Source organism: Thioalkalivibrio sp. AKL8, assembly GCF_000380525.1.
In the GTDB taxonomy this organism is placed as follows: domain Bacteria; phylum Pseudomonadota; class Gammaproteobacteria; order Ectothiorhodospirales; family Ectothiorhodospiraceae; genus Thioalkalivibrio; species Thioalkalivibrio versutus.
Map to the genome: position 1 here is coordinate 273,739 of NZ_AQYF01000008.1, position 25,459 is coordinate 299,197.

Sequence of the window (25,459 nt, forward strand, 5' to 3'; positions counted from 1 at the left end):
ACTGTAATCCGTAACGTTACGGTGGTCAATGCAATCCACTGACAAGCGGCTCAGCCAAAGCGGTAGTGCTTGCGGATGTCGCGGTGGATCTCCCAGGTGCAGTCCATGCCCTCGGGGAAGGTGACCAGGTCGCCCTCGCCGACCGTGACCGGCTCGCCGCCGTCCGGGGTCACCGTGACCTGGCCTTCCAGGATGTAGCAGACCTCGCGCTCGTCGTAGTGCCAGGGGAAGGTCGAGATCTCCTTCTCCCAGACCGGCCAGTCGAACACCCCCAGGCGTTCCAGGTGGTCGTGGTCCGGGCGATGAATCACTTCGATGGACATGACAGCCTCCTCAATACCGAGAGCACGCGAGCCTAAACCCAACGCGTTCGCAGACCAACCGGCGGCCCGGTCAAACACCCGGGCGCGGGCCTGCCCGAGCCGCACCTCCGAAGCGCCGCAGCAGCAGGAGCACGAACGCCCCCACGCCGAGGGCGGCCGGCAGGAATTCCAGCCACTGGCCAAGGCCCCAGGCCATGTAGCCGGTGACCAGCGTCCACAGCAGCGGGATGATCGCCAGCACCAGGGGCGGACGCGACGGCACCAGCAAAAGCATCCCCAGGGTCAGCAGCATCACCGGTCCCGGGACCACGCCGACATATTGCAGCTGCGTCCAGGGCGTTTCGGCCAGCGCGGCGTCCAGAAGTGGGTACCCCACGAAGGCATGGGCGATCAGCACCATCGCGGCCCCTCCCCCCAGCCGGCCGGGCCAGCCGAAGCGGGCCTGGCCCATCAGGGTCAGCGCGAACACCAGCATCAGGCCCTGGGCCACGAACACTCCGGCCAGCCATTCGGCGGCGAAGTGGAACGGCGCCAGCGAACCGCCGAAGAAGGCCACCCCGGTCCAGATCCACAGCACGCCCAGCAACAGGCCAATGACACGGCCAGCCGCACGCGAACCCGGAACCACCAGCCCCACAGCCACCAGTGCGAGCAGTGCGCCGATCCCGTGCAGGGGCCAGATCGCGGTGTTGTACTGGCCCAGGATCGCCAGCCAGGTCGAGGCCTCAAACGGCAGCATGTCGGCTCCCCGGTCGCAAGGATTCGGAGGCCAACCCTACAGGTCCTGCACGTACGCGACCATGCGGCTGCGCATTCCGGCGTCCGGCATGGGGCCGTACAGCGCGCCCATGTTCTCCTCCATGTGCGCCACCACCGAGGTCGCGGGGATCGCACAGGTCACGTCCGGGTGCGAGACGATGAACTTGAGCAGGAACTGCGGCCAGTTCTCGCATTCGATCTCCGCCGCCCAGTCCGGCAGCGGATGCCCCGCGAACTGGTTGATCAGCGCCTTGCGCCGAAACGGGCGGTTCGCGATCACCGCCACCCCGCGTTCCCGGGCCAGCGGCAACAGGCGCTGTTCCGCTTCGCGATCCAGGACGTTGTAGGTCAGCTGCACGAAGTCCAGGTCCTCGCGCCGCAGGATGCGCTCCAGCTCGTCGTGGCGCCGCCCGTGCGAGGTGGTCACACCGATATAGCGAACCTCCCCCGCCTCACGGCGCTCGCGCAGGGTTTCCAGGTGCGCCTCCCAGTTCTGCAGGTTGTGCACCTGCTGCAGGTCCAGGGTGTCGACACCCCACAGATCCCGCGACTCCGAATGCTGGTCGCGGCCGGTCGAGGTACTGCGCGTCCAGATCTTGGTCGCCGAGAACACACCCTCCGGATGGCCCAGTTCGCGCAGGCCGTGACCGACCACCGCCTCCGCGCGCCCGTACATCGGCGAGGAGTCGATCATCCCGCCGCCACGGCGGACAAAGGTATCCAGGATCCGGGTACGCACCGCCAGCGCTTCCGGATCCTCCGGCACATTGAAGGTAATCCACGTCCCCATCCCGATCACCGGGATCTCCTCCCCGGAAGACGGGATCGGCTTGCGCTGCGGCTCACGCCCCTCGGCGGTCCCACCGACAAGGGGCCACCCGGCCCCGGCCGCCACCGCGGACCCGGCCATCCAGCGCAGGAAGGATCGGCGTGAACGCCGCGGGGATGGATGTTTCATGGCAGGTGATCACCGAAGAAGACTCCATCCGTGGGCCATCCGGCCGCGCCACAAGTTCCCTATGCGACGGCCTGCAGGTGCCGGGCCAGCGCCGAGACCAGCGGTTTCATGAAGTATCGACCATCCGGTACCACAGTGGGGGTAATGCCGTGAGCGTGCAGTTCATCCGCCACCACGGGGCCAATCGCCGCGACCATGGTGCGCCGCAACGCCTCCCGCAATGCATCCTGACGATCATCGGCCTGGCCGACCCGCAGCAAACGCCGGACCTGAGCCTGGCTGGTAAAGGCGATCGCATCCACCTGGCCCGCGATCAGGGCCTCGATCAGCTCGCTCACACGCCCCGTCTCGGCGGCATCCGCGTAGCGGTAGGGCCAGACCGGGAACGCCTCCGCGCCTGCCGCCCTCAGGAAATCCAGCAGACGGCGGTTGGGCTCCGCACCGTAGAGCTGCACACCGATGCGTTGTCCGTGCAGCTCCTGACCGGACAGGGTCTGGATGATCCCCTCGGTGGTCGGTGCCGCCGCCACCGCGTCGGGCCGCACACCGAACGGTTTCATCGCGCGGCCGGGTTTGGGGCCCCGCACCAGCGTCGGGGTCCCGGCCACGGCCGTCAGCCAGGCATTCTCGCGCCCGGCGCGCCGAGCAAAGCCGGTCAGCCGAGTAAACCCCTCGCCCGTCAGGAAGATCAGCCGATCGAACGGCGCTTCGGTGGCGGTTGTCAGCCAGGACTCGATGGCCGACTGGTCGAGGCTGTCGTGAATGGCGACCAACGGGCAACGCCACACCTCGGCCCCGCGCCGCTCCAGCAGCCCGGCAAACACCTCCAGTGCACGGCTCTCCGGGAGCGCGACCCGGACGCCGGCCAGCCCGCCAGAGACCGCATGCGTACGATCCTCCAATCCGCTCACGCCGCGGTCACGACACCGGATGCCGGCATCAGCTGCGGGAACGTCGTGGCCGACCCGGCATCCGGCCGGAACCAGGCCAGGCGCTGGTGGCAGGCGGCGACCTCGCCGATCACGATCAGGCTGGGCGAGCCGACCTGTTCGCGCTCGGCGCGGGCGGCCAGGGTGTCCAACGTGCCGGTCACGACATGCTGGCGGGCGGTCGTGCCGTTCTCGATGATCGCGGCCGGGGTCCGCCCGGCACGGCCCGCACCCTTGAGGCCCCGGCAGATCTCCCCCAGCCCCTTGCGGCCCATATAGAACACCAGCGTCTCGCGGGTGTTCATCAACTGCGACCAGTCCACATCCAGCCGGCCCTCGCGGGTATGACCGGTAATGAAGCGCACGGACTGGGCATGATCACGGTGGGTTAGCGGGATGCCCGAATAGGCGGCACAGCCACTGGCCGCGGTGATGCCGGGCACCACCTGGTAGGCCACGCCGTCGCGGGCGAGCACGTCCAGCTCCTCGCCGCCGCGGCCGAACACGAACGGGTCGCCGCCCTTCAGCCGAGCCACGCGCTTGCCCTCGCGCGCCAGCCGCGAGAGCAGTTCGCTGATCGCCTCCTGCGGCACGCAGTGGTGATCGCGCTCCTTGCCGACATAGAAGCGCTCGGCCTCGCGCCGGGCCAGGTTCACCACCTCGGAGGACACCAGGCGGTCGTAGACGACCACGTCGGCCTGCTGCAGCAGACGCAACGCGCGGAAGGTCAGCAGGTCCGGATCACCCGGCCCGGCGCCGATCAGATAGACCTCGCCTGGCGTAGCGGCATCCGCTTCATTCAATTCCTGTTCCAGACGCTCTGCGGCCGCGTCCATACGTCCGGCCAGCGCCAGCTCGGTGGCCGGCCCGGCAAACGCACGCTCCCAGAAGGCCCGCCGCGCGTTCACACTGTCGAAATGGGCGCGCACCCGGTCGCGCAGGCGACCGGCGAGATCCGCCAGGCGCCCGTAGCCGTCCGGTATCAGGCTCTCGATCTTCGCGCGCAGCAGACGCACCAGCACCGGGGCACGGCCACCGGAGCCGATCGCGATGGTCAACGGGCCGCGTTCGACGATGGCCGGCAGGATGAAGCTGCAAAGCTCGGGCTGGTCCGCCACGTTCACCGGTATCGAGCGCGCAACACAGTCCTCCGAGACCTGGCGGTTAACCTGCTCGTTGTCGGTCGCGGCGATCACGATCGCCACCGGTCCCAGGCACTCGGTTCGGTAGGCTCCCGGCTCGCGGGTGATCGACTCCGGGTGCTCGCGCAACAAGCGCTCGGCGGCATCACTGTAGTCAGGGGCTCGCAGGCGCACCCGCGCCCCGGCCTCCAGCAGCAGCGCCGCCTTGCGCGCGGCCACCGGACCGCCCCCGACCACCAGGGCCTGGCGGCCGTGCAACTGCATATAGATCGGCAGGTGTTCCATGCTCATCCCTCCCGCGCCACGGGATCCGTGGGCGCCTCGGATTCTTCATTCAACAGGGTCTGGATCTCGGGGCGGCAGGAGCCGCAGTTGGTGCCGGCCTCGAGGCAGGCACCCACGGCCTCGCAGCTCGCCAGCCCCTGCTCGCGAATCGCCGTGCGGATGCGCGTCTCGTCCACGCCGAAGCAGGCGCAGACCATGCGCCCGCGTGCGGCCTGGCCGTTCGGCGGACACCCCGTGAGCAGGGCCATGCGTTCGTCATCGGTGATCGACTCGGCCGCGAACAGACCGCCCAGCCATTCGCGCTCGGGCAGGCCGCGGTCGGGACCCGCGAACAGCACGCAGGCAAGCCGGCCCACGTGAATACGCGCGGCGCGGTAGCGACCACCCGCCGGGTCGGCGAACTCCAGCCACTCGCCGGGACCGTCCAGCCGTGCCCGCCAGTCGGGGATCTCGGGTGGCGCGCCGCGCCCGGCCAGTTCGAAGCGCAGATGCCGCGGGCCGCGCGCGGTCACCGCGTAGTCGGCCTCCGGTAGGCTCACTGGCTCGCGGCTCAGCACGAAGCCGTGCCAGCCCATCGCCGCCGGGCGCACCGAGACGGCCGTGTGCTTGAACGACGGCTGCCCGGAGACCGGATCGACATGCGCGGGCACCAGGGCATCCACCCGCGCCAGCCGCGCGATCGGCCGGCTCCAGTGCATCGGCACGAACACGCTGCCGGGGCGTTGCTCGCGGCTCACCTGCACCCGCGCCAGCAGGTGCCCGTGACGGCTGGTCACCGCGGCCAGATCACCCGCCTGCACACGAAACAGCCCGGCATCTACCGGATGGATCTCGACGAACGGCTCCGACTGATGCGCGCTCAGGCGCGGGGTACTCGCAGTGCGGGTCATGCTGTGCCACTGGTCACGGATGCGGCCGGTGTTCAGGCGCAAAGGGTATTCGGCATCGATCGTGTCGGTCGGCGATTGCGGGGTCACGGCGGCGAGCCGCGCACGACCGTTGGCCGTAAAGAAGCGGCCATCGGCGTAGAGCTGCGGCGTTCCCGCCTCGGCTCCGGCGGGCAGCGGCCACTGCACCGGTTCGAGGGCCTCAAAGGCGGCCGCGTCGGTCGCGGCCAGCGCGCCGATATCGAAGTCCCGCGTGCTGTCGTTTTCGAACGCGGACAGGGCCGCATGCTCGCGGAAAATCTCCACCGGCTGCGTATAGGGGAAGGCCTCGGCAAAGCCCAGGCGGCGGGCGACCTCGGCCAGCGCCCACCAGTCGTGACGCGCCTCGCCCGGGGGTTCCCGGAACGGGCGCTGGCGCGAGATGCGCCGCTCGGAATTGGTCACCGTGCCGTCCTTCTCGCCCCAGGTGGTCGCCGGCAACAGCACGTCGGCCACGCGGGTCGTCTCGGTCTCGCGCACGCAGTCGGAGACCACGACCAGCGGGCAGTCGCGCAGGGCCCGCTCGAAGCGTTCGGCTTCGGGCAGGCTGAACAAGGGGTTGGTGCCGATGATCCAGATCGCCTTCACCTGCCCCGACTCGACCGCGCGGAACAGATCCAACGCCTTGAGCCCCGGCTTGCGGGCGAGATTCGGTGCATTCCAGAAGCGGCTTACGCGATCCAGGGACACTTCGTCGAAGCCCATGTGCGCGGCCAACTGGCTGGCCAGTCCGCCAACCTCGCGCCCACCCATCGCATTGGGCTGACCGGTCAGCGAAAACGGGCCCATGCCCGGGCGGCCGATGCGGCCGGTGGCCAGGTGCACGTTGAGGATCGTCCCGGCCTTGTCCACACCGCTGTCGGACTGGTTGATGCCCTGACAGAACGCGGTAACCGTCCGCTCCGTTCGAGCAAACCAGCGGAAGAAGGTGGCCACCGCCTCGGGGTCCAGTTCGCAGGCCTCAGCGGTCACGGCAATCGACGGGCTGGAGGCGCGCGCCGCCGCCAGGGCGTCGGCGAAGCCATCGACATGGCGTTCCAGGAATGCCGGGTCCAGCGCATCCTCGCGGCGCAGGTGATCCAGCAGGCCGTTGAACAGCCAGGCATCCGTGCCCGGCGCCAGCGGCAGGTGCAGATCGGCCGCCTGGGCAGTGGCCGTGCGCCGCGGATCGATCACCACCAGCTTCATCTCCGGGCGCGCCGCGCGGGCGGCCTGTAGGCGCTGGAACAGCACCGGATGCGCCCACGCCATGTTGGAACCGGTCACCACGACTAGGTCGGCCTGCTCGAAGTCGGTGTAGCTCCCGGGCACGCCATCGGCACCGAAGGCGCGGGTATGCGCGGCCACGGCCGTGGACATGCAAAGCCGCGAGTTGGTGTCGATGTTGCCCGAGCCAATGAAGCCCTTCATCAGCTTGTTGGCCACATAGTAGTCCTCGGTCAGGATCTGCCCCGAGACATACAACGCCACGGCATCCGGCCCGTGGCGGTCGATCACCTCGCGAAAGCCGCCCGCGACATGATCCAGCGCCGTGTCCCAGTCGACGCGCGCGCCCTGGATCTCCGGGTGCAACAGCCGCCCCACGTCCCCCAGGGTCTCGGCCAGCGCCGCCCCCTTGGAACACAGGCGCCCGCCATTCGCCGGATGGGAGGTGTCGCCGCGCACCGCGACCGGAAACTCGCCTTCCGATGTCGGGGTCACCTCCACGCCGCAGCCCACCCCGCAATAAGGGCAGGTGGTGCGGGTCACGGCGTCGGATGGGGCCATCTCAGCCCACCTCGCGGCAGTCAACCACCGGCGCCGCATCCGAATCGGTGGCGGAGGCAGACAGGTCCAGCCAGACCTGCCCTTCGGTCACGCGGATCGGGAAGGCACGGGTGCAACCGGAGTCCGCGCCGGTGGCCGCGCCGGACTGCAGGTCGATCACCCAGTTGTGCAGCGGACAGGTCACCCGTTCGCCGTGGACGATGCCCTGCGACAGTGGCCCGCCCTTGTGCGGACACTGGTCGCGCAGGGCGAAGACGCGGTCGTCCGCGGTGCGGAAAACGGCGATGTCACCCTGCGGGCCGGCGACGACCCGCGCGCCCAGCGGCGGGATCTCGGCGAGATGGCAGATCGCGATCCAGCTCATGCCGACACCTCCGGGCGCGGGCCCTTCGGCGGGCCATCCACCGGCCGGATGGGAATGAACTCGTGCGCCGCATGGCCGGCGGCCCGCTCGGCCCAGGGGTCCACCTGCGCCACCTCCTGCGACTGAAAGAAGCGGGCGTACAGCGCGGCACGGTTCTCGGCGTCGTCCACCAGGCGGTCCTTCACCTGCGTCAGCCCGACACGTTCGATCCAGGGCGCGGTGCGCTCCAGGTAGCGGGCGCTTTCGCGGTAGAGCTGCATGAAGGCCCCGGCGTATTCGAGCACCTCGGCCTCGGTCTCCACCTTGCAGAGGAAGTCGGTCGCGCGAACCTTCACCCCGCCGTTACCGCCGACGTGCAGCTCGTAGCCGGAGTCCACGCAGACCACGCCAAGGTCCTTGATCGTCGCCTCGGCGCAGTTACGCGGGCAGCCGGAGACGGCCATCTTGAACTTGTGCGGCGTCCACGATCCCCAGCTCATCCGTTCCAGCTGGATGCCGAGACCGGTGGAGTCCTGGGTGCCGAAACGGCACCACTCGGAGCCAACACAGGTCTTCACCGTACGCAGGGCCTTGCCGTAGGCATGGCCGGAGACGAACCCGGCCTGGCCGAGATCGCGCCACATGGCTGGCAGATCGCTCTTTTCCACGCCCAGCAGGTCGATGCGCTGACCACCGGTGAACTTGACCGTGGGCACCTCGTAGCGCTCGGCCACCTCGGCGATCGCGCGCAGCTCGGCCGGCGTGGTCACCCCGCCCCAGATGCGCGGGATCACCGAGTAGGTCCCGTCCTTCTGGATGTTGCCGTGGGCGCGCTCGTTGATGAAGCGCGACTGCGCGTCGTCCTGGTACTCCTTCGGCCAGGCCGCCAGCAGGTAGTAGTTGAGCGCCGGGCGGCAGACGTGACAGCCGTTCGGGGTCTTCCAGTCGAGCGCCGCGAATACCGCGTCCATCGTCTTCAGGCCGTCGCGGGCGATCGCCGCGCGGACTTCGTCGTGACTGTGGTCGGTGCAGGCGCAGACAGGCTTTTTCGCCGGGGCGTCGGAGTAGTCACCGCCCAGCGTGGTCGCCAGCAGCGACTCGACCAGTCCGGTGCAGGAACCGCAGGAGTTCGAGGCCTTGGTGTGGGCGCGAACGTCCTCCAGCGTGAACAGCTTGTGCTCGCTGATCGCCTGGACGATATCCCCCTTGCACACACCGTTGCAGCCGCAGATCTCGGCGTTGTCCGGCATCGCCGCCACGCGCGAGGCCTCGTCGCCGTGGCCGGAGTCGCCGATATGCGCCTGGCCGAACAGCAGGTTCTCGCGGATATCGGCGACCGGCGTGCCGTCGCGCATCAACTGGAAGTACCAGGAGCCATCCAGGGTGTCGCCGTAGAGCACCGCGCCCTGGATGCGATTGTCCTTCAGCACCAGGCGCTTGTAGACGCCGCGCGCGGCGTCCTGGAACACCAGATCCTCGGTGGTCTCGTCACCGGCGAAGTCGCCGGCGGAGAACAGGTCGATCCCGGTCACCTTGAGCTTGGTCGAGGTCATCGAGCCCTCGTAGCGCCCGATACCGTACTCCGCGAGGTGATTGGCGCAGACCTTGGCCTGTTCCCACAGCGGCGCGACCAGGCCGTAGGTCGTGCCGCGATGCTGCACGCACTCCCCAACCGCGTAGATCGCCGGGTCATACGTCTGCATCGTGTCGTTCACTACCACGCCGCGCTCACAGTGCAGCCCGGCGGACTCGGCCAGCGCGGTATTCGGGCGGATGCCGACCGCCATCACCACCAGATCGGTGTCGACCTCACTGCCATCGGCAAAGCGCACGCCGGTGACCCGCTCGTCCCCGAGGATCGCCTGGGTCTGGTGCGCCATGCGAAAGTCCATGCCGCGCTCCTCCAGCGAGGCGCGCAGCATGCCGGACGCCGCAGGGTCCAGCTGGCGCTCCATCAGGTGATCCATCAGATGCACCACGGTCACGTCCATGCCCTGGCGCATCAGGCCGTTCGCGGCCTCCAGCCCCAGCAGGCCACCGCCGATGACCACCGCTCGCCGATGCTCACGGCTGGAGGCCAGCATCGCGTCGACATCGTGGATGTCGCGAAAGCCCACCACGCCGTCGAGATCGGCACCCGGAATCGGGATCATCACCGGATCCGAGCCGGTCGCCAGCAGCAGCCGGTCATACGGCGCCTCGGTGCCGTCCTCGGCGATCACCCGACGACCGACGCGGTCGATCCGCTCGATGCGCTTGCCCTTGTGCAGGGTGATCCCGCGCTCGGCATACCAGGCATCGTCGTTCAGCATGATCTCGTCGACGGTCTTCTCCGAGGCCAGCACCGGCGAGAGCATGATGCGGTTGTAGTTGCCCCAGGGCTCGGCGCCGAACACGGTGATGTCGTACATGTCAGGCTTGAGTTTCAGCAGCTCCTCGACCGTGCGCATCCCGGCCATGCCATTGCCGATCAGGACCAGCCGCGGTTTGTCGTTTGACGTGTTCATTACGCAGCCTCCGCTTCCGGGTTCTTGTGACGCTCGTGGAGGAAGCGCAGGACCTCGGCCCGGTAGTGGTTGTACTGCGGGTTGTCGGCCATCGCCAGACGCTCGCGCGGCTTGGGCAGGTCAATCTCCAGGATCTCGCCGATGGTCGCGGCCGGGCCGTTGGTCATCATCACGATGCGGTCGGACAGCAGCACGGCCTCGTCCACGTCGTGGGTGACCATCAGCACGGTGTTGCCCAGATCCGACTGGATGCGCATCACCTCATCCTGCAGGTGCGCCCGGGTCAGCGCGTCCAGCGCACCGAACGGCTCGTCCATCAGCAGTACCTTCGGCTCCATCGCCAGTGCCCGGGCGATGCCGACACGCTGCTTCATGCCTCCGGAGATTTCGTCCGGGCGCTTGTCGAGTGCGTGGCCCATGCCGACCATCTCCAGCGTCTGCAGGATCCACTCGCGACGCTCGGCCGCCGACTTGGTGCCCTTGAAGGTCTTGTCCACCGCCAGGGCGACGTTGTCGCGCACCGTCAGCCAGGGCAGCAGCGAGTGGTTCTGGAACACCACGCTGCGATCCGGTCCCGGCTTGCTCACTTCACGCCCGTCCAGGATCACCGCGCCGGTGCTGGTCTCCAGCAACCCGGCGACGATGTTGAGCACCGTCGACTTGCCGCAGCCGGAGTGGCCGATGATGGAGATGAACTCGCCGCGGTCCACGTGCAGGTCGACGTCGCGCAGCACCTCGGTAGCCGAAGGCCCTTCACCAAAGGTCTTGTGGACATGTTCGATGGAGAGATAGCTGGTCATGATGTTTCTCCTGTAAGGGGCCGGCTCAGCCGGCCTGCGTGCCACGGGTAACCCAGTTGCCGACGATGGCAACCAGACGGTCGAGGAAGAACCCGACCAGGCCGACGTAGACGAGCGCGAGCACGATGTCGCTGAGCATGGAGGCGTTCCAGGCATCCCAGATAAAGAAGCCGATGCCAACACCACCGATCAGCATCTCGGCGGCCACGATCGCCAGCCAGGCGAGACCGATCCCGATGCGCAAACCGGAAAAGACATACGGCGCGGCGGCCGGGAGCATGATCTTGGTGAAGTACTCGAAGCCGTTCAGGCGCAGCACGCGGGCCACGTTCACGTAGTCCTGCGAGATATTCCGGATACCGACGGAGGTGTTGATGATGATCGGCCAGATCGCGGTGATGAAGATCACGAAGATCGCCGACGGATTGCTGGCCTGGAACGCGGCCAGCGAGATCGGCAGCCAGGCCAGAGGCGGCACGGTACGCAGGACCTGGAACAGCGGGTCGAGTCCGCGCATCGCCCAGGTGGACTGGCCCACCAGCACGCCCAGGCCGATACCGGCGACTACCGCCAGCGCATAGCCGTAGGCCACGCGCTCCAGGCTGGCCAGCAACTGCCAGGCCATGCCGACGTCGTTACCGCCGTAGTCATAGAAGGGATTGACGATCAGTTCCCAGGTGTCGGTAATCACCTGGCTCGGGGCGGGCAACACGGCTCCCGGGGAGGACGCCATCATCTCCCAGATAAGCAAAAAAAGCGCCGTGACGACCACCGGCGGCACCACGACCGCGGCAGTATTGCGCAGGCGCCGGGCCCAGGCCCCGGGATCTGCCCCGGGGCGCGGCTGGGGCCTGGCCGCAATGGTGGTGGCCTTCCGGGCCACGGGCCGGGTGGGCGACGCGTCGGCCGCCGGGCGTTCGCGCCCGGAGCCAAAGGTCAGGGTGCGGTCGAGAATGGCACTCATCGCGAAATCCTCTTGAATCGTTTGTTCGGGGGTCAGTCGGGCAACGCGTCAGGACGCGAGCGCCTTGATGTCCAGGCTGTCGAGATAGGCCTGCGGGTTCTCCGGGTCGAAGACCTTGCCGTCGAAGAACGTTTCCTTGCCGCGCGAGGTGGACTCGGGGATGTCGGCGCCGTCGATGCCGAGCGCCTCGGCGGCCTCGCGCCAGATGTCCTCGCGGTTCACCTCGTCCACCAGCGCCGGCATGTCCAGGTCCGGCGGCAGATAGCCCCAGCGGATGTCCTCGGTGAGGAACCACAAGTCGTGGCTCTTGAACGGGTAGGAGGCCTGGTCCTTCCAGTAGCGCATCTGGTCGGGGTGATCCTCGACCACGCGTCCGGTGCCGTAGTCGAAGTTCCCCTGCATGCGGTCGATGATGTCGCCGTACGGGGCGTGGATGTAGCGCCGGCGCGAGCAGATCTCGGCGACCTCCTCCTTGTTCACCGGGTCCTCGCAGTACATCTGCGCCTCCATCACCGCCATGGTCAGGGCGCGCGCCGCGTTCGGATGAGCCTCCACCCAGTCGGCACGCATGCCCAGCGCCTTCTCCGGGTGGTTGTGCCACAGTTCGCCGGTGGTGTTGGCGGTGTAGCCGATGCCCTGATTGATCAGCTGCATGTTCCACGGCTCGCAGACACAAAAGGTGTCCATGGACCCGACGCGCATGTTGGCAACCATCTGCGCCGGCGGGACCACGATGGTGGCGATGTCGCGGTCCGGATCGATCCCGCCGGCGGCCATCCAGTAGCGGATCCACAGATCATGGGTCCCGCCCGGGAAGGTCATCGCCGCACGAATGTCGTCACCGCCGGCGGCCTTCTCGGCCAGGGCGCCCTTGAACTCCGTGGTGTCGGTGCCGACCTTCAGGTCCGCGTACTCGTCCCCGACCGAGATGCACTGCCCGGCCAGGTTCAGTCGCGCGAGGATCGTCATCGGCGTGCCCCGGCGATGGATCAGGTAGGGCATTGGCGTGAGGATGTGCGAGCCATCGATTCCGCCGCGTTGCGACCCCAGATCCAGGTTGTCGCGCACCGTGCCCCAGGAGGACTGCTTCAGCACCTGCACATCGGGCATGCCGTGAGCGGCGAAAAAGCCCTTCTCCAACGCAATGAACAGCGGTGCGGCATCCGTCAGAGCGATGAAGCCGAGCTTCGCCTCGGTGGTCTCCGGCTTGCCATTGCCGGCCTTCGCATAGCCCCAGGGCGCCGCGCCCGAAAGGCCCATTGCCGTGGCGCCGATTCCGGCGGCCATGCCGCCCAGGAAACGCCGGCGCGACAGGCCGGAGGTGTTCTTCGTGTCGTTCGTTTGATCGGTCATTACGGGTTCACTCCCCTTGTCAGCAAACACATCCCAAAAACGAAAAAAGGCGTCGCATCAGCCCGGCCGCTTGTGCAGCCGGGTGATGGACGCCTTTGTCCAGTCTCACGGGAGCCCCGGTCATCGGGTCTCCCTGTTGTCAGGCGACGAACCGCCGTTGGCTCGTCTTGCCCATCCTCCTGCAGGAGGTGTGCCAATTAGCCGTTGCTAGGCGACCCTGCGGGAAACAATCGCCACGTGGCGCGGAAAAATCGGATGGTTTCGAACACCGGGTCGAACGCTTGCGGGAAGCCCGAAGTCCGGAAGACAATCCCTGAGGCACCAGCCTGGGGCGCACTTGCGGTGCAGTTGACCTGCAATAGTGCGCTGCCAGAGGGCGACCTAACCCGCCGTAGGAGCCGCCTTGGCGGCGAAGCCCCTGCCCGCGCCGGACTTTGGCAGGGGCTTCGCCGCCAAGGCGGCTCCTACAGGCCCTTCCCCAGCAGGTCAGACATGGCGACGGTCGCCTCGGCCACCTCGGCCAGACGCCGGTTCTGGTTCATCGCAGTCTGGCGCAGGAGCTTGTAGGCCTGGTCCTCCGTCAGGCCGCGATGCTGGATTAGCAGTGCCTTGGCTCGCTCAATCGTCTTGCGCTCGGCCAAGGCCTGGCGCGCCGCCTGCAGCTCGTCCTCCACCGACTGCAGACGACTGGCCTGGCGTTGCACCAGGTCCATCACCGAATGTCCGACGATCGGCACATTGAGCGGGTTATCGCCGCCCACGCCGTCGGAATCCAGCCCCTCGGGCGCACCGAAAAACACCGCATACGGCACGCTGTCGCGCAACTCCGACTCGGCCAATTGCGCGATACGGTCACGCACCGCACCCAGGTCCGCGCGATCCGCCACGATGCGCGCGGAGCAGCACTCGTTCAGGTGCATCTCCAGCCGATCCTCGATCTCCTTCATCGCGTCGATACGCGCAGTCGTGCAGGCAAACCACGCCTCGGCCCGGGCCGGGGCCGGCTGGCCATCGGTCTGGGTGCAGGCCTGACGGCGCAGGCGCTCGACCTCGGCGGCGAAGCTCGCGCCCTGTAATTGACGCCAGGCGCCGCAGGCCGATTCCGGGGCAAACTCCGAGAAGATGCGAAACGAACGTTCCTGGGCATCGATACGGTGTAACAGGGCCTGGCGCAGCTCGCCGTCAAACACGCCCTGGCCAAAGCCCGCAGCACCGATCGCGCGTTCCTGACCCGCAAGCTCCTTGCCCTGCATGAAGTTCAAAAGAGCGACCAACGCACCGGAGACCTCCGGGTCGGTAGCCGAGTCCGCAGCCTCGAATACCACGCCCAGAAGCGAACGGATCAGTTCGCTGAAGCCGCGCATCGCCTCCATTGGCGAAAGCGTGCGCTCGTTGACCTCCTCGCGCAGGCTGGGCAGCCCGGACAGTCCGTGCAAGGCCAGTGCCATGCGTCCCAGCAACCGGCCGCGTGCATGGGCACAGGCCCCCGGCTGTAACCAGCCATCAAGGTGTTCGCGAAAGGCCGCCGCCGTGGTGTCGGATTCGGTTCGATACTGCCCCAGCTCCTCGGCATAACGCTGGCCAGCCGAGCCGATCCAGAGGCTGGAAGCGCCGCGTTCACGCTGCAGTTGATGCACCAGGGCACGGATGCGCCCGACCAGTTGCACGGCCTCCAGCAGGCGCTCCAGGCTCACTACCTCGCATTTGCGCGAGGCGACCAGGAAATCGCCAATAGCCTCTTCATACGAAACGCTCGGGGACGGGGTATTCTGGGGGAGATTCTGACTCATGCTCATGATCCGCGGATGCCTCGCGGAACAAACAAGCACGCGATGTGCCAGTTCGGGGCACTGGCAGGGGCGGGAGATCAGAACGAGCGGGGGATCACACCCCCGCCCGCGAGCAACGATGAACGATCAGAAGCTCATCGAGCGGTCGAACTCGGCGACGGCCTGCACGTACTGGCCCATGCCGGCCATCTCGGCGTTCGGCAGGAAGTTGTGTTCGCCGACGTCGCGGCCCTTGGCGCAGGCCTCGCAGGCCCAGAACGGGACGCCTTCACTGACCAGTGAATCGACGATGTCCTTCATTGCCGGCATGTTGTGGCCGACGATCTTGTCGTAGACATTGCGGTTGGCGATGTTCACGGCCTCGCCCTGCAGCCAGACGGTCACGTCATGGCCCTGCTGCTTGGCCACGTTGGCGGCGATCATGCCGAGCGTCGCACGGGTGGGGTCGTCGGTACCGGCGGTGACAGCAACAATAAAGCGCATGGGGTTCTCCTGAGTGCTTGAAACGTGCTGCAACCGTAGCGGCAGGCACGCCCGGCGTCGATTTCCCACAAGCCGCGGAGAAACACTCGGATCAGGGCCTGCCCCTCGCCGTAACGCTGGTCCGGTAGAGCTTGAAGGCCATCAGCAGCCAGGGGATGGCGTGCATGACCAGGTCGAGGATGTCCCACAACCGGTTCAGCTCGCCGGCCAACAGCCAGCGCAGCTTCTCCGCGACATGCGGCTCGGGGATCCAGGGGGCCAGGCCCAGCGTGGCCACCAGCAGGGCAAACAGCCACAGCGGTGCGCGATCGACCCAGCGTACGAAGGCTTTCATCGCGCGCATCCTACCCAAGGCCCGCGCACGGCGCAGCCCGTTCTTGCCGGTAACGGGGCCGCCTTCTACACTTTTGCCTGCTTCAGGGGGGCGCGACGCGGCAGGCCCGGGAACCCCCTGGCCTCACCACCGCGGTCCGCAGTAGCCGCCCGGTCCGGAAGACCATCATGGAAGCCCTGCTCGTCTCCACCGTCATCGTCGCCATCGCCGAGATGGGCGACAAGACCCAACTCCTCGCGCTGCTCCTGATCTGCCGCTACCAGCAGACCTGGCCCATCATCTGGGGCATCGTGGTGGCGACCCTGGCCAATCACTTCCTCGCCGCGCTGGCCGGCGTCTGGATCGGCGCCAGCGTGCCGGACGAGTGGCTGCGCTGGGGGCTGGGGCTCGGGTTCATCGTCATGGCCGCCTGGGTGCTGGTGCCGGATAGCGAGGACGAGCTGCCCGCCCCCTCGAAACACGGCGTGTTCTGGACCACCACGGTGCTGTTCTTCCTGGTCGAGATGGGCGACAAGACGCAGGTGGCTACCGCCGCGCTGGCCGCGACCTTCGACAGCCTGGTGCTCGTGGTGATCGGCTCCACCATCGGCATGGTCGTGGCCAATGCCCCGGTCGTATGGCTGGGCCAGCGTTTCGCCTGTCACCTGCCGCTGCGGCTGCTACGCGCGCTCGCGGCTCTGCTGTTCTTCGCCCTGGGCCTCGGAGTCCTGCTCGCCTGGGTCTGACTCCGAGCGCAGCATCTTCTGTCCCAGCCAGATGCGCCGCACCAGGCGCGGCAGCAACAGCAGCAATGCCAGCACCGCGAGCAGCGCCAGACCCAGTTGCACCCCGCTGTCGGCACCACTGGCCACCTCGCGGGTGGCATGCCCCAGCCAGGCATAGGCGAACAGGCCCGGGATCAGCGCCACCACCGTCGTCAGTGCAAACACGGGCAGCGGCAGGCGCACCAGTCCCAGGGCATAGTTGGTGGGCGCAAACGGAAACACCGGCACCAGCCGGGTCAGGGCCACCACGCGCCAGCCCTCGGCCTCTACATCCTCGCGCAGCCGGGTACTGCGCGGCCCCATGCGCGGGACCAGCCAGGGCTGCAGCCAGGTACGGGCCAGCATGAAGGCGATGACCGCCGCCACGGTGGCCGCCAGCAGACTAAGGGCGCCACCGGTGAAGGGACCGAACAAGGCCCCGCCCAGCAGGATCCAGAAGGTGCTGGGCAGCGGGAACAGGGCCAGCACGACAAACGCCAGCACGAATACCAGGTAGGCCCCAGGGCCCCAGCTAAGCAGCCAGACCTCCAGCTCGCCCAGCGGAACGCCGAGGCTGGGCCACTCGGTGGTCAACAGGATCCACGCCAGCGAGATCCCGAACAGGATCGCCGCGACCGTCAGCCAGCGCTTGTGGTGTCGAATCCTCATGTCACCCCGTCAGCCCTCATTACCGGGGCCTTGGCCGTTGCCACGCAGGCGATCCAGACGCTCCGCCAGCGCGCGCTCGGTACCATCCCGGCGCGGACTATAGAAGCGCGCTTCTTCCAGCCCTTCGGGCAGATAGACCTGTCCGCGCGCAAACCCGTCCGGTTCGTCGTGGTCGTAGCGATACCCGGCACCGAAGCCCTCGGCACGCATCAGCTCGGTCGGGGCATTGCGCAGGTGCAGGGGCACGCCCGCGCTGCCGCTGTCACGGATCGCGGCCCGCGCGCCGTTCAGCGCGGCATAGGCGCTGTTGCTCTTGGGTGCGGAGGCCAGTTCGATCACTGCCTGTACCAGCGCCAGATCGCCTTCCGGCCGGCCCAGACGTTCCATGGTCTGCCAGGCCGCCAGCACCCGCGCACCGAGGCCAACCGCGGCCAGGCCAATGTCCTCGTAGGCCATGCGCAGCAGGCGGCGACCGAGGTAGTCCGGGTCACAGCCCGCATCCAGCATGCGGGTGAGCCAGTACACCGCGGCGTTCGGATCGGACCCACGCACTGACTTGTGCAGGGCGGATATCTGGTCGTAGAAGGCATCGCCCTGACGGTCGAAGGCCAGTGACTGCGCCCCCATTACCGCACGCAGCGCGTCGCCGGTGATGGCGCCATCGCGCGCCAGGTCCGAGGCGGTCTCCAGCCAGTTCAGGGCACGCCGGGCATCGCCATCGGCGGCGCGCGCAAGACGCTGACGCTCCTCCGGGTCCAGCGTCAGGCCGCGCCCGCCCAGACCGCGCTCGGGGTCATTGAGGGCCCGGTCGATCAGGGCCTCGATGGCCTCCGCCCCGACCGCCTCCATGCGGTAGACCCGCGCGCGCGACAGCAGCGCGCTGTTGAGTGCGAACGAAGGATTCTCGGTGGTCGCGCCGACGAAGGTCAGCGTACCGTCCTCAATGTGCGGCAGCAGCGCATCCTGCTGCCCCTTGTTGAAGCGGTGGATTTCGTCGATGAACAGCAGCGTCCCGACACCATTGCGGCGGCGGGTTTTCGCGGCTTCGACGACCGCACGGACGTCCTTGACCCCGGCCAGCACGGCGGACAGCGTGACCAGGCGCTGGGCTCCGGCCGCCGCCACCAGCCGCGCGAGCGTCGTCTTGCCGCAGCCGGGCGGGCCCCAGAGGATCATCGACGGGGTCTGGCCCTGCTCGATCGCCTGGCGCAGCGCGGCATCGGCGCCGACCAGGTGGTCCTGGCCGACCATCTCGTCGAGACGCGCCGGACGCATGCGCTCGGCCAGCGGCGCCGAGGGATCCAGGGCTACCGGGGCCGGTTCGGGTTCGGGCGAGGCCACGTCCGGATCGGGGCCGAACAGATCGCCTTCGGGGGAATCACTCATGCAGGGATTGTAACCCCTCGGGCCGAAGAGCCTTGTTCACCACGAAGTGCGCGAAGGTACGAAGAAGGACTATTGAACCACGGAGGGCACGGAGACAACCCAAGGGGGTATCACAGCCCATGTGCAGGATGCGTTGAGCAAAGCGAAAGGCATCAACATCGATCACCCGGAATATCGCCGCCTTCCGACCGATGCGTTTCGCTTTGCTCAACGCATCCTACGCTCCCTGAAAGCCTTTGTTTTCTCCGTGGCCTCTGTGCGCTTTGTGGCAGATAACCCGCGAGCGGACCTCGCTCAAGGCCGATAGATGTCGGTCCCGGCCGGCGGGTCGAAGGTGAACACGCCCGGGTCGAGTTCGCCATTGCGTTCGGTTTCGTGGAAGAGGATCACGGTCTCCTGGCCGAAGATGTCGCGGAAGGCCATGCGGGTCAGGTCGCCATCCGCGGTCAGGTCCAGGTCCAGACTGGTGAAGTCGGCCTGTTCGTTGCGCGGCACCAGCACCAGCCGCAGGGCATCGCCGCCCGGCACCGGGCGCAGCGACATGCGGAAGTGCTCGTCCAGACGCTCCGGCTGGGTGATCGCGGCGATCGGCGTGGCGTCGAAGGCATCCCCCAGCGGGCGCACCGTGGCCTGCGACAGGTCCGGGTCGTACATCCACAGGTCCTCGCCATCGGAGACGATGGTCTGCGGGAACGGCTCGGTCACCTCCCAGTGCAGGCGATTGGGCAGCCCCAGCTGCATGCGGCCATCGGACTCCTGCAGCACGTAGCCGGTGTCGTCGCGCACGGTCTGGGTAAATTCGGCGGAGAAGCTTTCCAGGCCATCGACAAAGCGATCCAGCGCCGCGCGGGCATCCTCCATACCGCGGTCGGCGGCCAGGGCCGGAACGGCGGTCAAGGCCAGTACCAGGCCAAGGGACAGGGCCCGCCAGAGGGCGCCCGGACACGTAAGGGGACGAGCGTTCATGCAGTCTCCAGGATGGATGAGTATGCGATTCATGATGCGCCGCGAGGCTTAACCCGGCGTGAATGTGCTGCACAGGGATGACGAACCGCGTCACGCGATCAGGGACATGGACACCAACCACGCCCTCGGGTTCGGGGCGCTCAGTCGTTCGGGCCGGGAACCAGGACCTCGCGATTGCCGTTCGACTGTACCTGGCTGACCAGGCCGGCGGCCTCCATGTCTTCGACCATGCGCGCGGCGCGGTTGTAGCCGATCTTCAGCCGGCGCTGGACGAACGAGATCGAGGCCTTGCGTGACTCGATGACCACCTGCACGGCCTGATCGTACAGCGGGTCCGATTCGTTGCCGTTCCCCTCGGGCGACTCCAGCCCCGGGATGCTGGCCGCACCGGCCTCCGGCTCGTCGAGGATTGCGTCGTTGTAGTCCGGCTCGCCGGTGGACTTGAGGTACTCGACCACCTGATGCACCTCGTTGTCGCTGACGAACGCACCGTGCACGCGCTCGGGCATCGCCTTGCCCGGTGGCAGGTAGAGCATGTCGCCGTGACCCAGCAGGTGCTCGGCACCCATCTGATCGAGGATGGTGCGCGAGTCCACGCGCGAGGAGACCTGGAAGGCGATACGGGTGGGGATGTTCGCCTTGATCAACCCGGTAATCACGTCCACCGACGGACGCTGGGTGGCCAGGATCAGGTGGATGCCGGCGGCGCGTGCCTTCTGCGCCAGGCGGGCGATCAGCTCCTCGACCTTCTTGCCCACCACCATGATCATGTCGGCGAATTCGTCGACCACAACCACAACGAACGGCAACGGCTCCAGTTCCGGCGCCTCGGTCTCGGTGATCGCCTCCTCCGGCTTGAACAACGGATCCTTCAGCGGCTCGCCGCCGGCCTGGGCATCGCGCACCTTCTTGTTGAAGCCGCCAATGTTGCGCACGCCCATCGCCGACATCAGCTTGTAGCGCCGCTCCATCTCCGCCACCGCCCAGCGCAGGGCGTTGGAGGCATCCTTCATGTCGGTGACGACCGAACACAGCAGATGCGGGATGCCCTCGTAGACCGACAGCTCCAGCATCTTCGGATCGATCAGGATCAGGCGGACGTCTTCCGGCGTGGACTTGTACAGCAGCGACAGCAGCATGGCGTTGACGCCCACCGATTTCCCGGAACCGGTCGTCCCGGCGACCAGCAGATGCGGCATCTTTGCCAGATCCGCGATCACCGGGCCGCCGCCGATGTCCTTGCCCAGCGCCATGGTCAGCGGCGACTTGTTCGAGTCGAACAGATCCGAACGCAGGATTTCCGAGAGGGCCACGATCTCGCGGTTCTCGTTCGGGATCTCCAGCCCCACCGTGGACTTGCCCGGGATCACCTCGACGATGCGTACGGCCATGACCGACAGCGAACGCGCGAGATCGGTGGACAGCCCGGAGATACGCGAGGCCTTCACCCCGGCCGCCGGCTGCAATTCGAAGCGGGTGATCACCGGCCCCGGCTGCACCGCGACCACCTCGACCTCCACACCGAAATCCTTCAGCTTCAGTTCCACCAGGCGGGAGAGCGCCTGCAAAGACTCCTCGGAGAATCCGTCGGGCGGCGGCGGCGGCTCGTCCAGCAGGGCCAGCGGCGGGTGTGGATCGGCGCCCGTCCCCTCGGTGAACAGCGGGACCTGTTTCTCTTTCTGCACCCGCGGGCTGGGCGGGGGCGTCTCGATGCGCGGCTCCACCCGCGAGGGCATGCGCTTCTCGGTGCGCTTGCGCTCCTTCTCCACCCGGGTCTCGCGTTCGGCCCGTTCGCGGGCGCCGATACGGCGGTCACGGGCCGAGTCGATCGCCACGCGGGCACGCTCCCAGCCACGCACGGCCAGCTGTCCGAGACGATCCATCAGCAGAAACCAGGACAGCCCGGTAAACAGGGTCACCCCGGCCAGGAACAGCGCCAGCAGGACCAGTGTCCCGCCCACCAGGCTCAGCCCGGCGACCGCCCAGCCGCCGAACAGATCGCCGAGGATGCCGCCGGCATGCACCGGCATCCCGCCCGGCATCAGGTGCAATGCCGCCAGCGCGGAACCGGCGATCAACGCCACGATCAGCGCCAGCCCGCGCACGGTGAGCTCCATGGGGCTGGCGATCTGCGCCTCGCGGCGATGCCGGAACAGCCACCAGCCAATGCCGCCCACGGCCAGCGGAATCAGGTAGGCCAGATAGCCGAGCAGATGGAAAGCGATATCGGCGAACCAGGCGCCCGTGGTGCCGCCCAGATTGCGCAGACCCTCGCCGTCGCCGGTGGTCGACCAGGCGGCATCGCCCGGGTGATAGCTCGCCAGCGCCACCAGCAGATACAGCGCCAGCATGCCGAAGATCAGCAGTGCACCCTCGCGCAGACCACGCAGGAGTTGCCCACTCAGGCTCGGCGGTGCGGCCGGCTCTGCCGTCTTGCTGCCCTTGCCCCCGGATTTGGCCTTGCTTGCGGCCATGCGCTCCCCACTGGTCCGGCCCGCGGCGCGGGCAACTTTTCAAGGAAGCGCTGAATAAAGCCATCCTGGCTTTCTCAGCGCACGCTGCACTGCAAACGCGGTTTGCAGCTTGCTTCACAATCAACCCCCTGCGGTGGTCGATTGCGGCGGCACCTCCTTGTGCCGCCGGGAAACGCCGATGAATCGGCGTTTCCCGGGATCATCGCGCAGTTTACCGGTTAAAACGTTCTTCGGGGGGCCAGACCTGCCCAGCCTGAGAACCGAGTCCGGTCCGATCGCTTTCCGGCAGGCTGCCTCGGCTCAGCGAGCCCTGCCATTACAGGAGCGGGCCTGCCCGCGAAGCCCCCGCCCGTGTCGGCAAAGGCCCATCCCTCAGTCCCATCGATAACCCCACACCGCAAACACCGGGTCCGCATGCTCCAGCCGTCCGGCATAGGGATCATCCGCCGGCCGCGGCAGGCCGCGCAGGGAAAAGGTCGCGAGATCCGTGAAACCGGCGCGCAGGAACAGGTCCAGCACCAGCCCCATGCGCTCGAAGTCGTAGAGGCGTTCCCAGACCGCGATCGCCTTGGTCGGGAAGCAGCGGTCGGAGAAGGTCACCACGAACACCCCGCCCGGCCTCAGCACCTCGCGTACTGCCTGGAACACCGCCTCCGGCTGCGTCAGATACTCGACCGACGCGGTACAGGCCACGGCGTCGAAGCTCCCCGGTGCATAGGGCAACCCGGGCCGTGCATTGAGGTCCTGCACATGAGCGGACGCCAGGCGGGGATTGTCCGCCAGCTCCTGCGCGTTCATGCCCAGCCCGATCACCGCTTCCGGCGTCTCCACCCGGTCCAGGTGCGACTCCCAGCTGCTCATCAGGTCGAGCACCCGCGCACCGGCCGGGATGCAGGCGCCATACAGCGCGGCAATCTCGGCGCGCGCGGTGGCATCCAGGTGGTGTACCCGGCGCGGTTCGGCGTAGAACGCCGCATCGGGGTCCGGATCCTCGCGTTCCAGCGCACCGTCGGTCCAGAAGTCGGTCGGCCGTCCGCGCCAGCGCGCCTGCATGCCCGGCCCGCGGGCCGTCAGCAGCCGGGCCACATCCACCGACCGGTCGTCATCACGCCCGTGGGCGTGGCGGGCCATGACCCGCGCCTGCAACCGCAGCTCATGGTCCGCCAGTGGATGGTTCAGATCCGCCACCCGGCGGTCATCCTCCAGCGCCCCGACCCGAAACAGCTCGCGATCCCCGGCCTCGATGCCCGCATGGCCGGCAATGAACGCCCTCGGATAAAAACGACCCGCATGGGGCTCCACCCGGCGATGCCTGCGCAGGCCGCGATTGAACGCCGACCCCGGGAGCTCCCGCACCCGATCCATCTCGGACGGCGGGACCAGGGCCGCGGCTGTCGCCCGGGAGGCCTCGTGTACCGCCCCCACTCCCAGCGCGTGCAGGGCTGTGCCCAAATCACCCGGCCAGTGGTCCCGTTCCGGCAACAGGCTCGGCAGAAACAGACATTCGCGGTGACGGGCCTCGGCACTCGCCCAGTCCAGCATGAACCCGATATCCGCTGCGTCGCCCGGGTTCGACCGGGATGGCGCCTCGATCCAGTTGGCAAACGGGTCCCGCATGAGCTCTCTCCTGACGGGGCAACGCGGACTGCCACGGTGACAGCGTACCGGTTATGGTACGACCAAGCCCCCACCGGAAGCTCGCATGCCCCGTTCCCTGATCGCGCCCTCCGCACTGCTCGCCACGGCCCTTTGGTTGCTCGCCACCTTGCTGGCGATCCCCGCCGCCCAGGCCCAGGAGACGGGGGCCAGCGCCGCAGACCTCGATTCCAGCGTGCGCGTGGGCACCCGCTTTGTGTCGCCGTTCGTGATCGCCCCGGACGCGGCCGACGCGACCCCGACCGGTATCGCGATCGAGCTTTGGGAACGGGTAGCGGAACGCCTGGAACTGGACTACGGGTACCAGGAGGTCAGCCTCGAGGAATTGATCACAGGCCTGGGGGACGACCGCATCGATGTCTCGGTCGCGGCCCTCACCGCGACCGCCGAGCGCGCCGAGCGCGTCGACTTCACCCATCCGTACTACAGCACCGGGCTGTCCATTGCCGTGCCCCAGCAGGGCAACCCGGTCGCCGGCGCCCTGCGGGCATTCATCTCGGTGCCATTCCTGATGATCATACTGGCGCTCGCCGGCCTGCTCCTGCTGGTCGGCGCACTGCTATGGCTGTTCGAGCGTCACCGCAACGCCGACGAGTTCGGCGGCAGCTCCGCACAGGGGCTGGGCTCGGCCTTCTGGTGGGCCGCCGTCACCATGACCACGGTCGGCTACGGCGACAAGGCCCCGCGCACCCTGCCCGGCCGCGCGATCGCGCTGGTCTGGATGTTCGCGGCCCTGATCCTGGTTTCCACCTTCACCGCCGCAATCGCCACCACCTTGACCGTCAGCTCACTGGATACCGGCATCCAGAATGTCTCCGACCTGGAGGGCCAGCGCATCGCCACCATCGGCGGCTCCAGTGCCGCCGCCTGGCTGGACGACCAGGGCTTCGCCTACCGCGACCACGCGGACCTGAGCTCCGCCCTCGACGCGGTCGCCAACGGGCACGCCGACGCGATGGTCTATGACGCCCCGCTGCTTCGTTACCAGGTGCGCGAACACTTCGCCGGTCAACTGGAGGTGCTACCCGTCGAGTTCCTGCGCCAGGACTATGCCCTGGCCCTGCCCCAGGGCTCGCCGCTGCGCGCCCCGATGAACGTGGCTATCCTCGAGATTCTGGAATCCGACGAGTGGCAGCGGGTGCTGCGCCGCTACCTCGGTAATTGACGCGAACCGCAGCAGGGAGAGACGCCTCATGGCGGAGACCTTTCTGGTGGCCATCATCGACCAGGACCGCGAAGAACAGGCCCTGGCCATCGCCAACGAAGAAGGCGGCGCGGACGGCATGGTGTTGCACGGCTCGGGCCTCGGCTTCCCCGAGCACATGACCTTCCTCGGTGTGACCTACCAGGGCAACGAATCGGTCTGTGTATGGCAACTGGAGACCGAGCAGGCCGAACGCATCGCCCGCCGTCTGAACCTGGAGATGGACTTGTTTCAGCCCTACAACGGACTTGCCTTTACCCTGGATACCGCCGCGCTGCAGGGCATGGAATTCGTCGGCCACCTGACGCATACGCCCTGACACGTTCCGAACGCCGGAGACTTCGCCATGCAATTCGTTCTGCTCGTCGCCGTAGTCCCTCGCAGTCAGGCCGATCGCGCCATCGAGATTGTTCAGCGTGTCGGAGCCGCCGGACTGACTCTGCTGGACGGTCAGGGCATCGCCCAGCTGCGGCGCAACCCGGTGATGGACCTGAAAGACTCGTCCGGCCGCAAGGTGTTACTGATGGTCCTGGAGACCGGACTGGCCCGACGCATGCTGGAGCAGCTGGACACGGAACTGGACTTGAGCCAGTTGGGCAACGGCTTTGCCGTCACTCTGCCCATCAAGGACATCGCCGGGATCAAGCCGGAGCAGATCGAACACCTGCTCCGCACGCTCCCGGACGGCCCCGCGTAGC

The 25,459-nt window shown here is 67.8% G+C and carries 23 protein-coding genes; 4 read left to right on the plus strand and 19 right to left on the minus strand.

Translation table 11 applies throughout. The features are described 5' to 3' along the window. Positions 1 to 50 precede the first annotated feature (50 nt). The 14 genes from G335_RS0108625 to G335_RS0108690 form a co-directional block, all read right to left on the minus strand. The gene (locus G335_RS0108625; RefSeq protein WP_018167919.1) at positions 51 to 323 is read right to left on the minus strand and encodes a cupin domain-containing protein; all 273 of its coding nucleotides are present in this window, start codon (positions 321 to 323) and stop codon (positions 51 to 53) included. A 70-nt stretch (positions 324 to 393) separates the two neighbouring features. Beyond that, positions 394 to 1,062, minus strand: a complete 669-nt coding sequence (locus tag G335_RS0108630; protein WP_018176473.1) for a DUF6064 family protein — start codon at positions 1,060 to 1,062, stop codon at positions 394 to 396. Between the two features lie 36 nt (positions 1,063 to 1,098). Further along, positions 1,099 to 2,040 carry an aldo/keto reductase gene (locus tag G335_RS0108635; RefSeq protein ID WP_018176474.1) on the minus strand — a complete coding sequence of 314 codons (942 nt, stop codon included), beginning with the start codon at positions 2,038 to 2,040 and terminating at the stop codon, positions 1,099 to 1,101. Between the two features lie 59 nt (positions 2,041 to 2,099). After that, positions 2,100 to 2,951: a uroporphyrinogen-III synthase gene (locus tag G335_RS0108640; RefSeq protein WP_026304798.1), complete on the minus strand. Its 852-nt coding sequence runs from the start codon at positions 2,949 to 2,951 to the stop codon at positions 2,100 to 2,102. Beyond that, complete coding sequence (gene cysG / locus G335_RS0108645; RefSeq protein ID WP_026304799.1) at positions 2,948 to 4,396, minus strand: siroheme synthase CysG; 1,449 nt, start codon at positions 4,394 to 4,396, stop codon at positions 2,948 to 2,950. Before cysG ends, G335_RS0108640 begins: the two co-directional genes overlap by 4 nt. Before the next feature lie 2 nt (positions 4,397 to 4,398). Continuing rightward, entirely contained in the window at positions 4,399 to 7,089 is a 2,691-nt protein-coding gene (locus G335_RS0108650; protein WP_018176477.1) for a nitrate reductase, read from the minus strand. Between the two features lies 1 nt (position 7,090). Further along, positions 7,091 to 7,453 (minus strand): nitrite reductase small subunit NirD, encoded by a 363-nt coding sequence (gene nirD, locus G335_RS0108655; RefSeq protein ID WP_018176478.1) that lies wholly within the window; start codon positions 7,451 to 7,453, stop codon positions 7,091 to 7,093. Beyond that, positions 7,450 to 9,939 (minus strand): nitrite reductase large subunit NirB, encoded by a 2,490-nt coding sequence (gene nirB / locus G335_RS0108660; protein WP_018176479.1) that lies wholly within the window; start codon positions 9,937 to 9,939, stop codon positions 7,450 to 7,452. Before nirB ends, nirD begins: the two co-directional genes overlap by 4 nt. Further along, entirely contained in the window at positions 9,939 to 10,739 is an 801-nt protein-coding gene (locus G335_RS0108665) for an ABC transporter ATP-binding protein (protein ID WP_018146262.1), read from the minus strand. Before G335_RS0108665 ends, nirB begins: the two co-directional genes overlap by 1 nt. A gap of 25 nt (positions 10,740 to 10,764) precedes the next feature. Beyond that, the gene (gene ntrB, locus G335_RS0108670; RefSeq protein ID WP_018167927.1) at positions 10,765 to 11,703 is read right to left on the minus strand and encodes a nitrate ABC transporter permease; all 939 of its coding nucleotides are present in this window, start codon (positions 11,701 to 11,703) and stop codon (positions 10,765 to 10,767) included. Positions 11,704 to 11,751: 48 nt separating this feature from the next. Beyond that, positions 11,752 to 13,056 carry a CmpA/NrtA family ABC transporter substrate-binding protein gene (locus G335_RS0108675; RefSeq protein ID WP_018167928.1) on the minus strand — a complete coding sequence of 435 codons (1,305 nt, stop codon included), beginning with the start codon at positions 13,054 to 13,056 and terminating at the stop codon, positions 11,752 to 11,754. Between the two features lie 464 nt (positions 13,057 to 13,520). Then, positions 13,521 to 14,846, minus strand: a complete 1,326-nt coding sequence (locus tag G335_RS0108680) for a nitrate regulatory protein (protein ID WP_018176480.1) — start codon at positions 14,844 to 14,846, stop codon at positions 13,521 to 13,523. A 126-nt stretch (positions 14,847 to 14,972) separates the two neighbouring features. Next, on the minus strand, positions 14,973 to 15,329 hold the full coding sequence (locus tag G335_RS0108685; RefSeq protein ID WP_018146266.1) for a DsrE family protein: 357 nt from the start codon (positions 15,327 to 15,329) through the stop codon (positions 14,973 to 14,975). 91 nt (positions 15,330 to 15,420) lie between these two features. After that, on the minus strand, positions 15,421 to 15,663 hold the full coding sequence (locus G335_RS0108690) for a hypothetical protein (protein ID WP_018146267.1): 243 nt from the start codon (positions 15,661 to 15,663) through the stop codon (positions 15,421 to 15,423). A gap of 167 nt (positions 15,664 to 15,830) precedes the next feature. Here G335_RS0108690 and G335_RS0108695 point away from each other — a divergent pair, with 167 nt between their 5' ends. After that, entirely contained in the window at positions 15,831 to 16,388 is a 558-nt protein-coding gene (locus G335_RS0108695; protein WP_018176481.1) for a TMEM165/GDT1 family protein, read from the plus strand. Here the strand turns inward: G335_RS0108695 and G335_RS0108700 are convergent. The 5 genes from G335_RS0108700 to G335_RS0108720 form a co-directional block, all read right to left on the minus strand. Then, positions 16,323 to 17,075 (minus strand): TVP38/TMEM64 family protein, encoded by a 753-nt coding sequence (locus G335_RS0108700; protein WP_018176482.1) that lies wholly within the window; start codon positions 17,073 to 17,075, stop codon positions 16,323 to 16,325. The two genes, G335_RS0108695 and G335_RS0108700, sit on opposite strands and share 66 nt — an antisense overlap. A 9-nt stretch (positions 17,076 to 17,084) precedes the next feature. Then, entirely contained in the window at positions 17,085 to 18,461 is a 1,377-nt protein-coding gene (locus tag G335_RS0108705; protein WP_018176483.1) for a replication-associated recombination protein A, read from the minus strand. A 294-nt stretch (positions 18,462 to 18,755) separates the two neighbouring features. Beyond that, positions 18,756 to 19,427: an outer membrane lipoprotein chaperone LolA gene (gene lolA / locus G335_RS0108710; protein ID WP_018167937.1), complete on the minus strand. Its 672-nt coding sequence runs from the start codon at positions 19,425 to 19,427 to the stop codon at positions 18,756 to 18,758. 140 nt (positions 19,428 to 19,567) lie between these two features. Continuing rightward, the gene (locus G335_RS0108715) at positions 19,568 to 21,901 is read right to left on the minus strand and encodes a DNA translocase FtsK (RefSeq protein WP_018176484.1); all 2,334 of its coding nucleotides are present in this window, start codon (positions 21,899 to 21,901) and stop codon (positions 19,568 to 19,570) included. A gap of 372 nt (positions 21,902 to 22,273) precedes the next feature. Beyond that, positions 22,274 to 23,518 (minus strand): methyltransferase domain-containing protein, encoded by a 1,245-nt coding sequence (locus tag G335_RS0108720; protein WP_018176485.1) that lies wholly within the window; start codon positions 23,516 to 23,518, stop codon positions 22,274 to 22,276. An 85-nt stretch (positions 23,519 to 23,603) separates the two neighbouring features. Here G335_RS0108720 and G335_RS0108725 point away from each other — a divergent pair, with 85 nt between their 5' ends. Genes G335_RS0108725 through G335_RS0108735 form a run of 3 tightly spaced genes read left to right on the plus strand, consistent with a single transcriptional unit; the run spans position 23,604 to position 25,458 of the window. Next, positions 23,604 to 24,722, plus strand: coding sequence for a transporter substrate-binding domain-containing protein (locus tag G335_RS0108725; protein ID WP_018176486.1), 1,119 nt, complete (start codon positions 23,604 to 23,606; stop codon positions 24,720 to 24,722). Between the two features lie 28 nt (positions 24,723 to 24,750). Then, a complete protein-coding gene (locus G335_RS0108730) occupies positions 24,751 to 25,080 on the plus strand; it encodes a hypothetical protein (protein ID WP_018176487.1) in 330 nt (109 codons plus the stop codon). A gap of 27 nt (positions 25,081 to 25,107) precedes the next feature. Next, positions 25,108 to 25,458 carry a hypothetical protein gene (locus G335_RS0108735; RefSeq protein WP_018176488.1) on the plus strand — a complete coding sequence of 117 codons (351 nt, stop codon included), beginning with the start codon at positions 25,108 to 25,110 and terminating at the stop codon, positions 25,456 to 25,458. The last annotated feature ends 1 nt before the right edge of the window (position 25,459 follow it).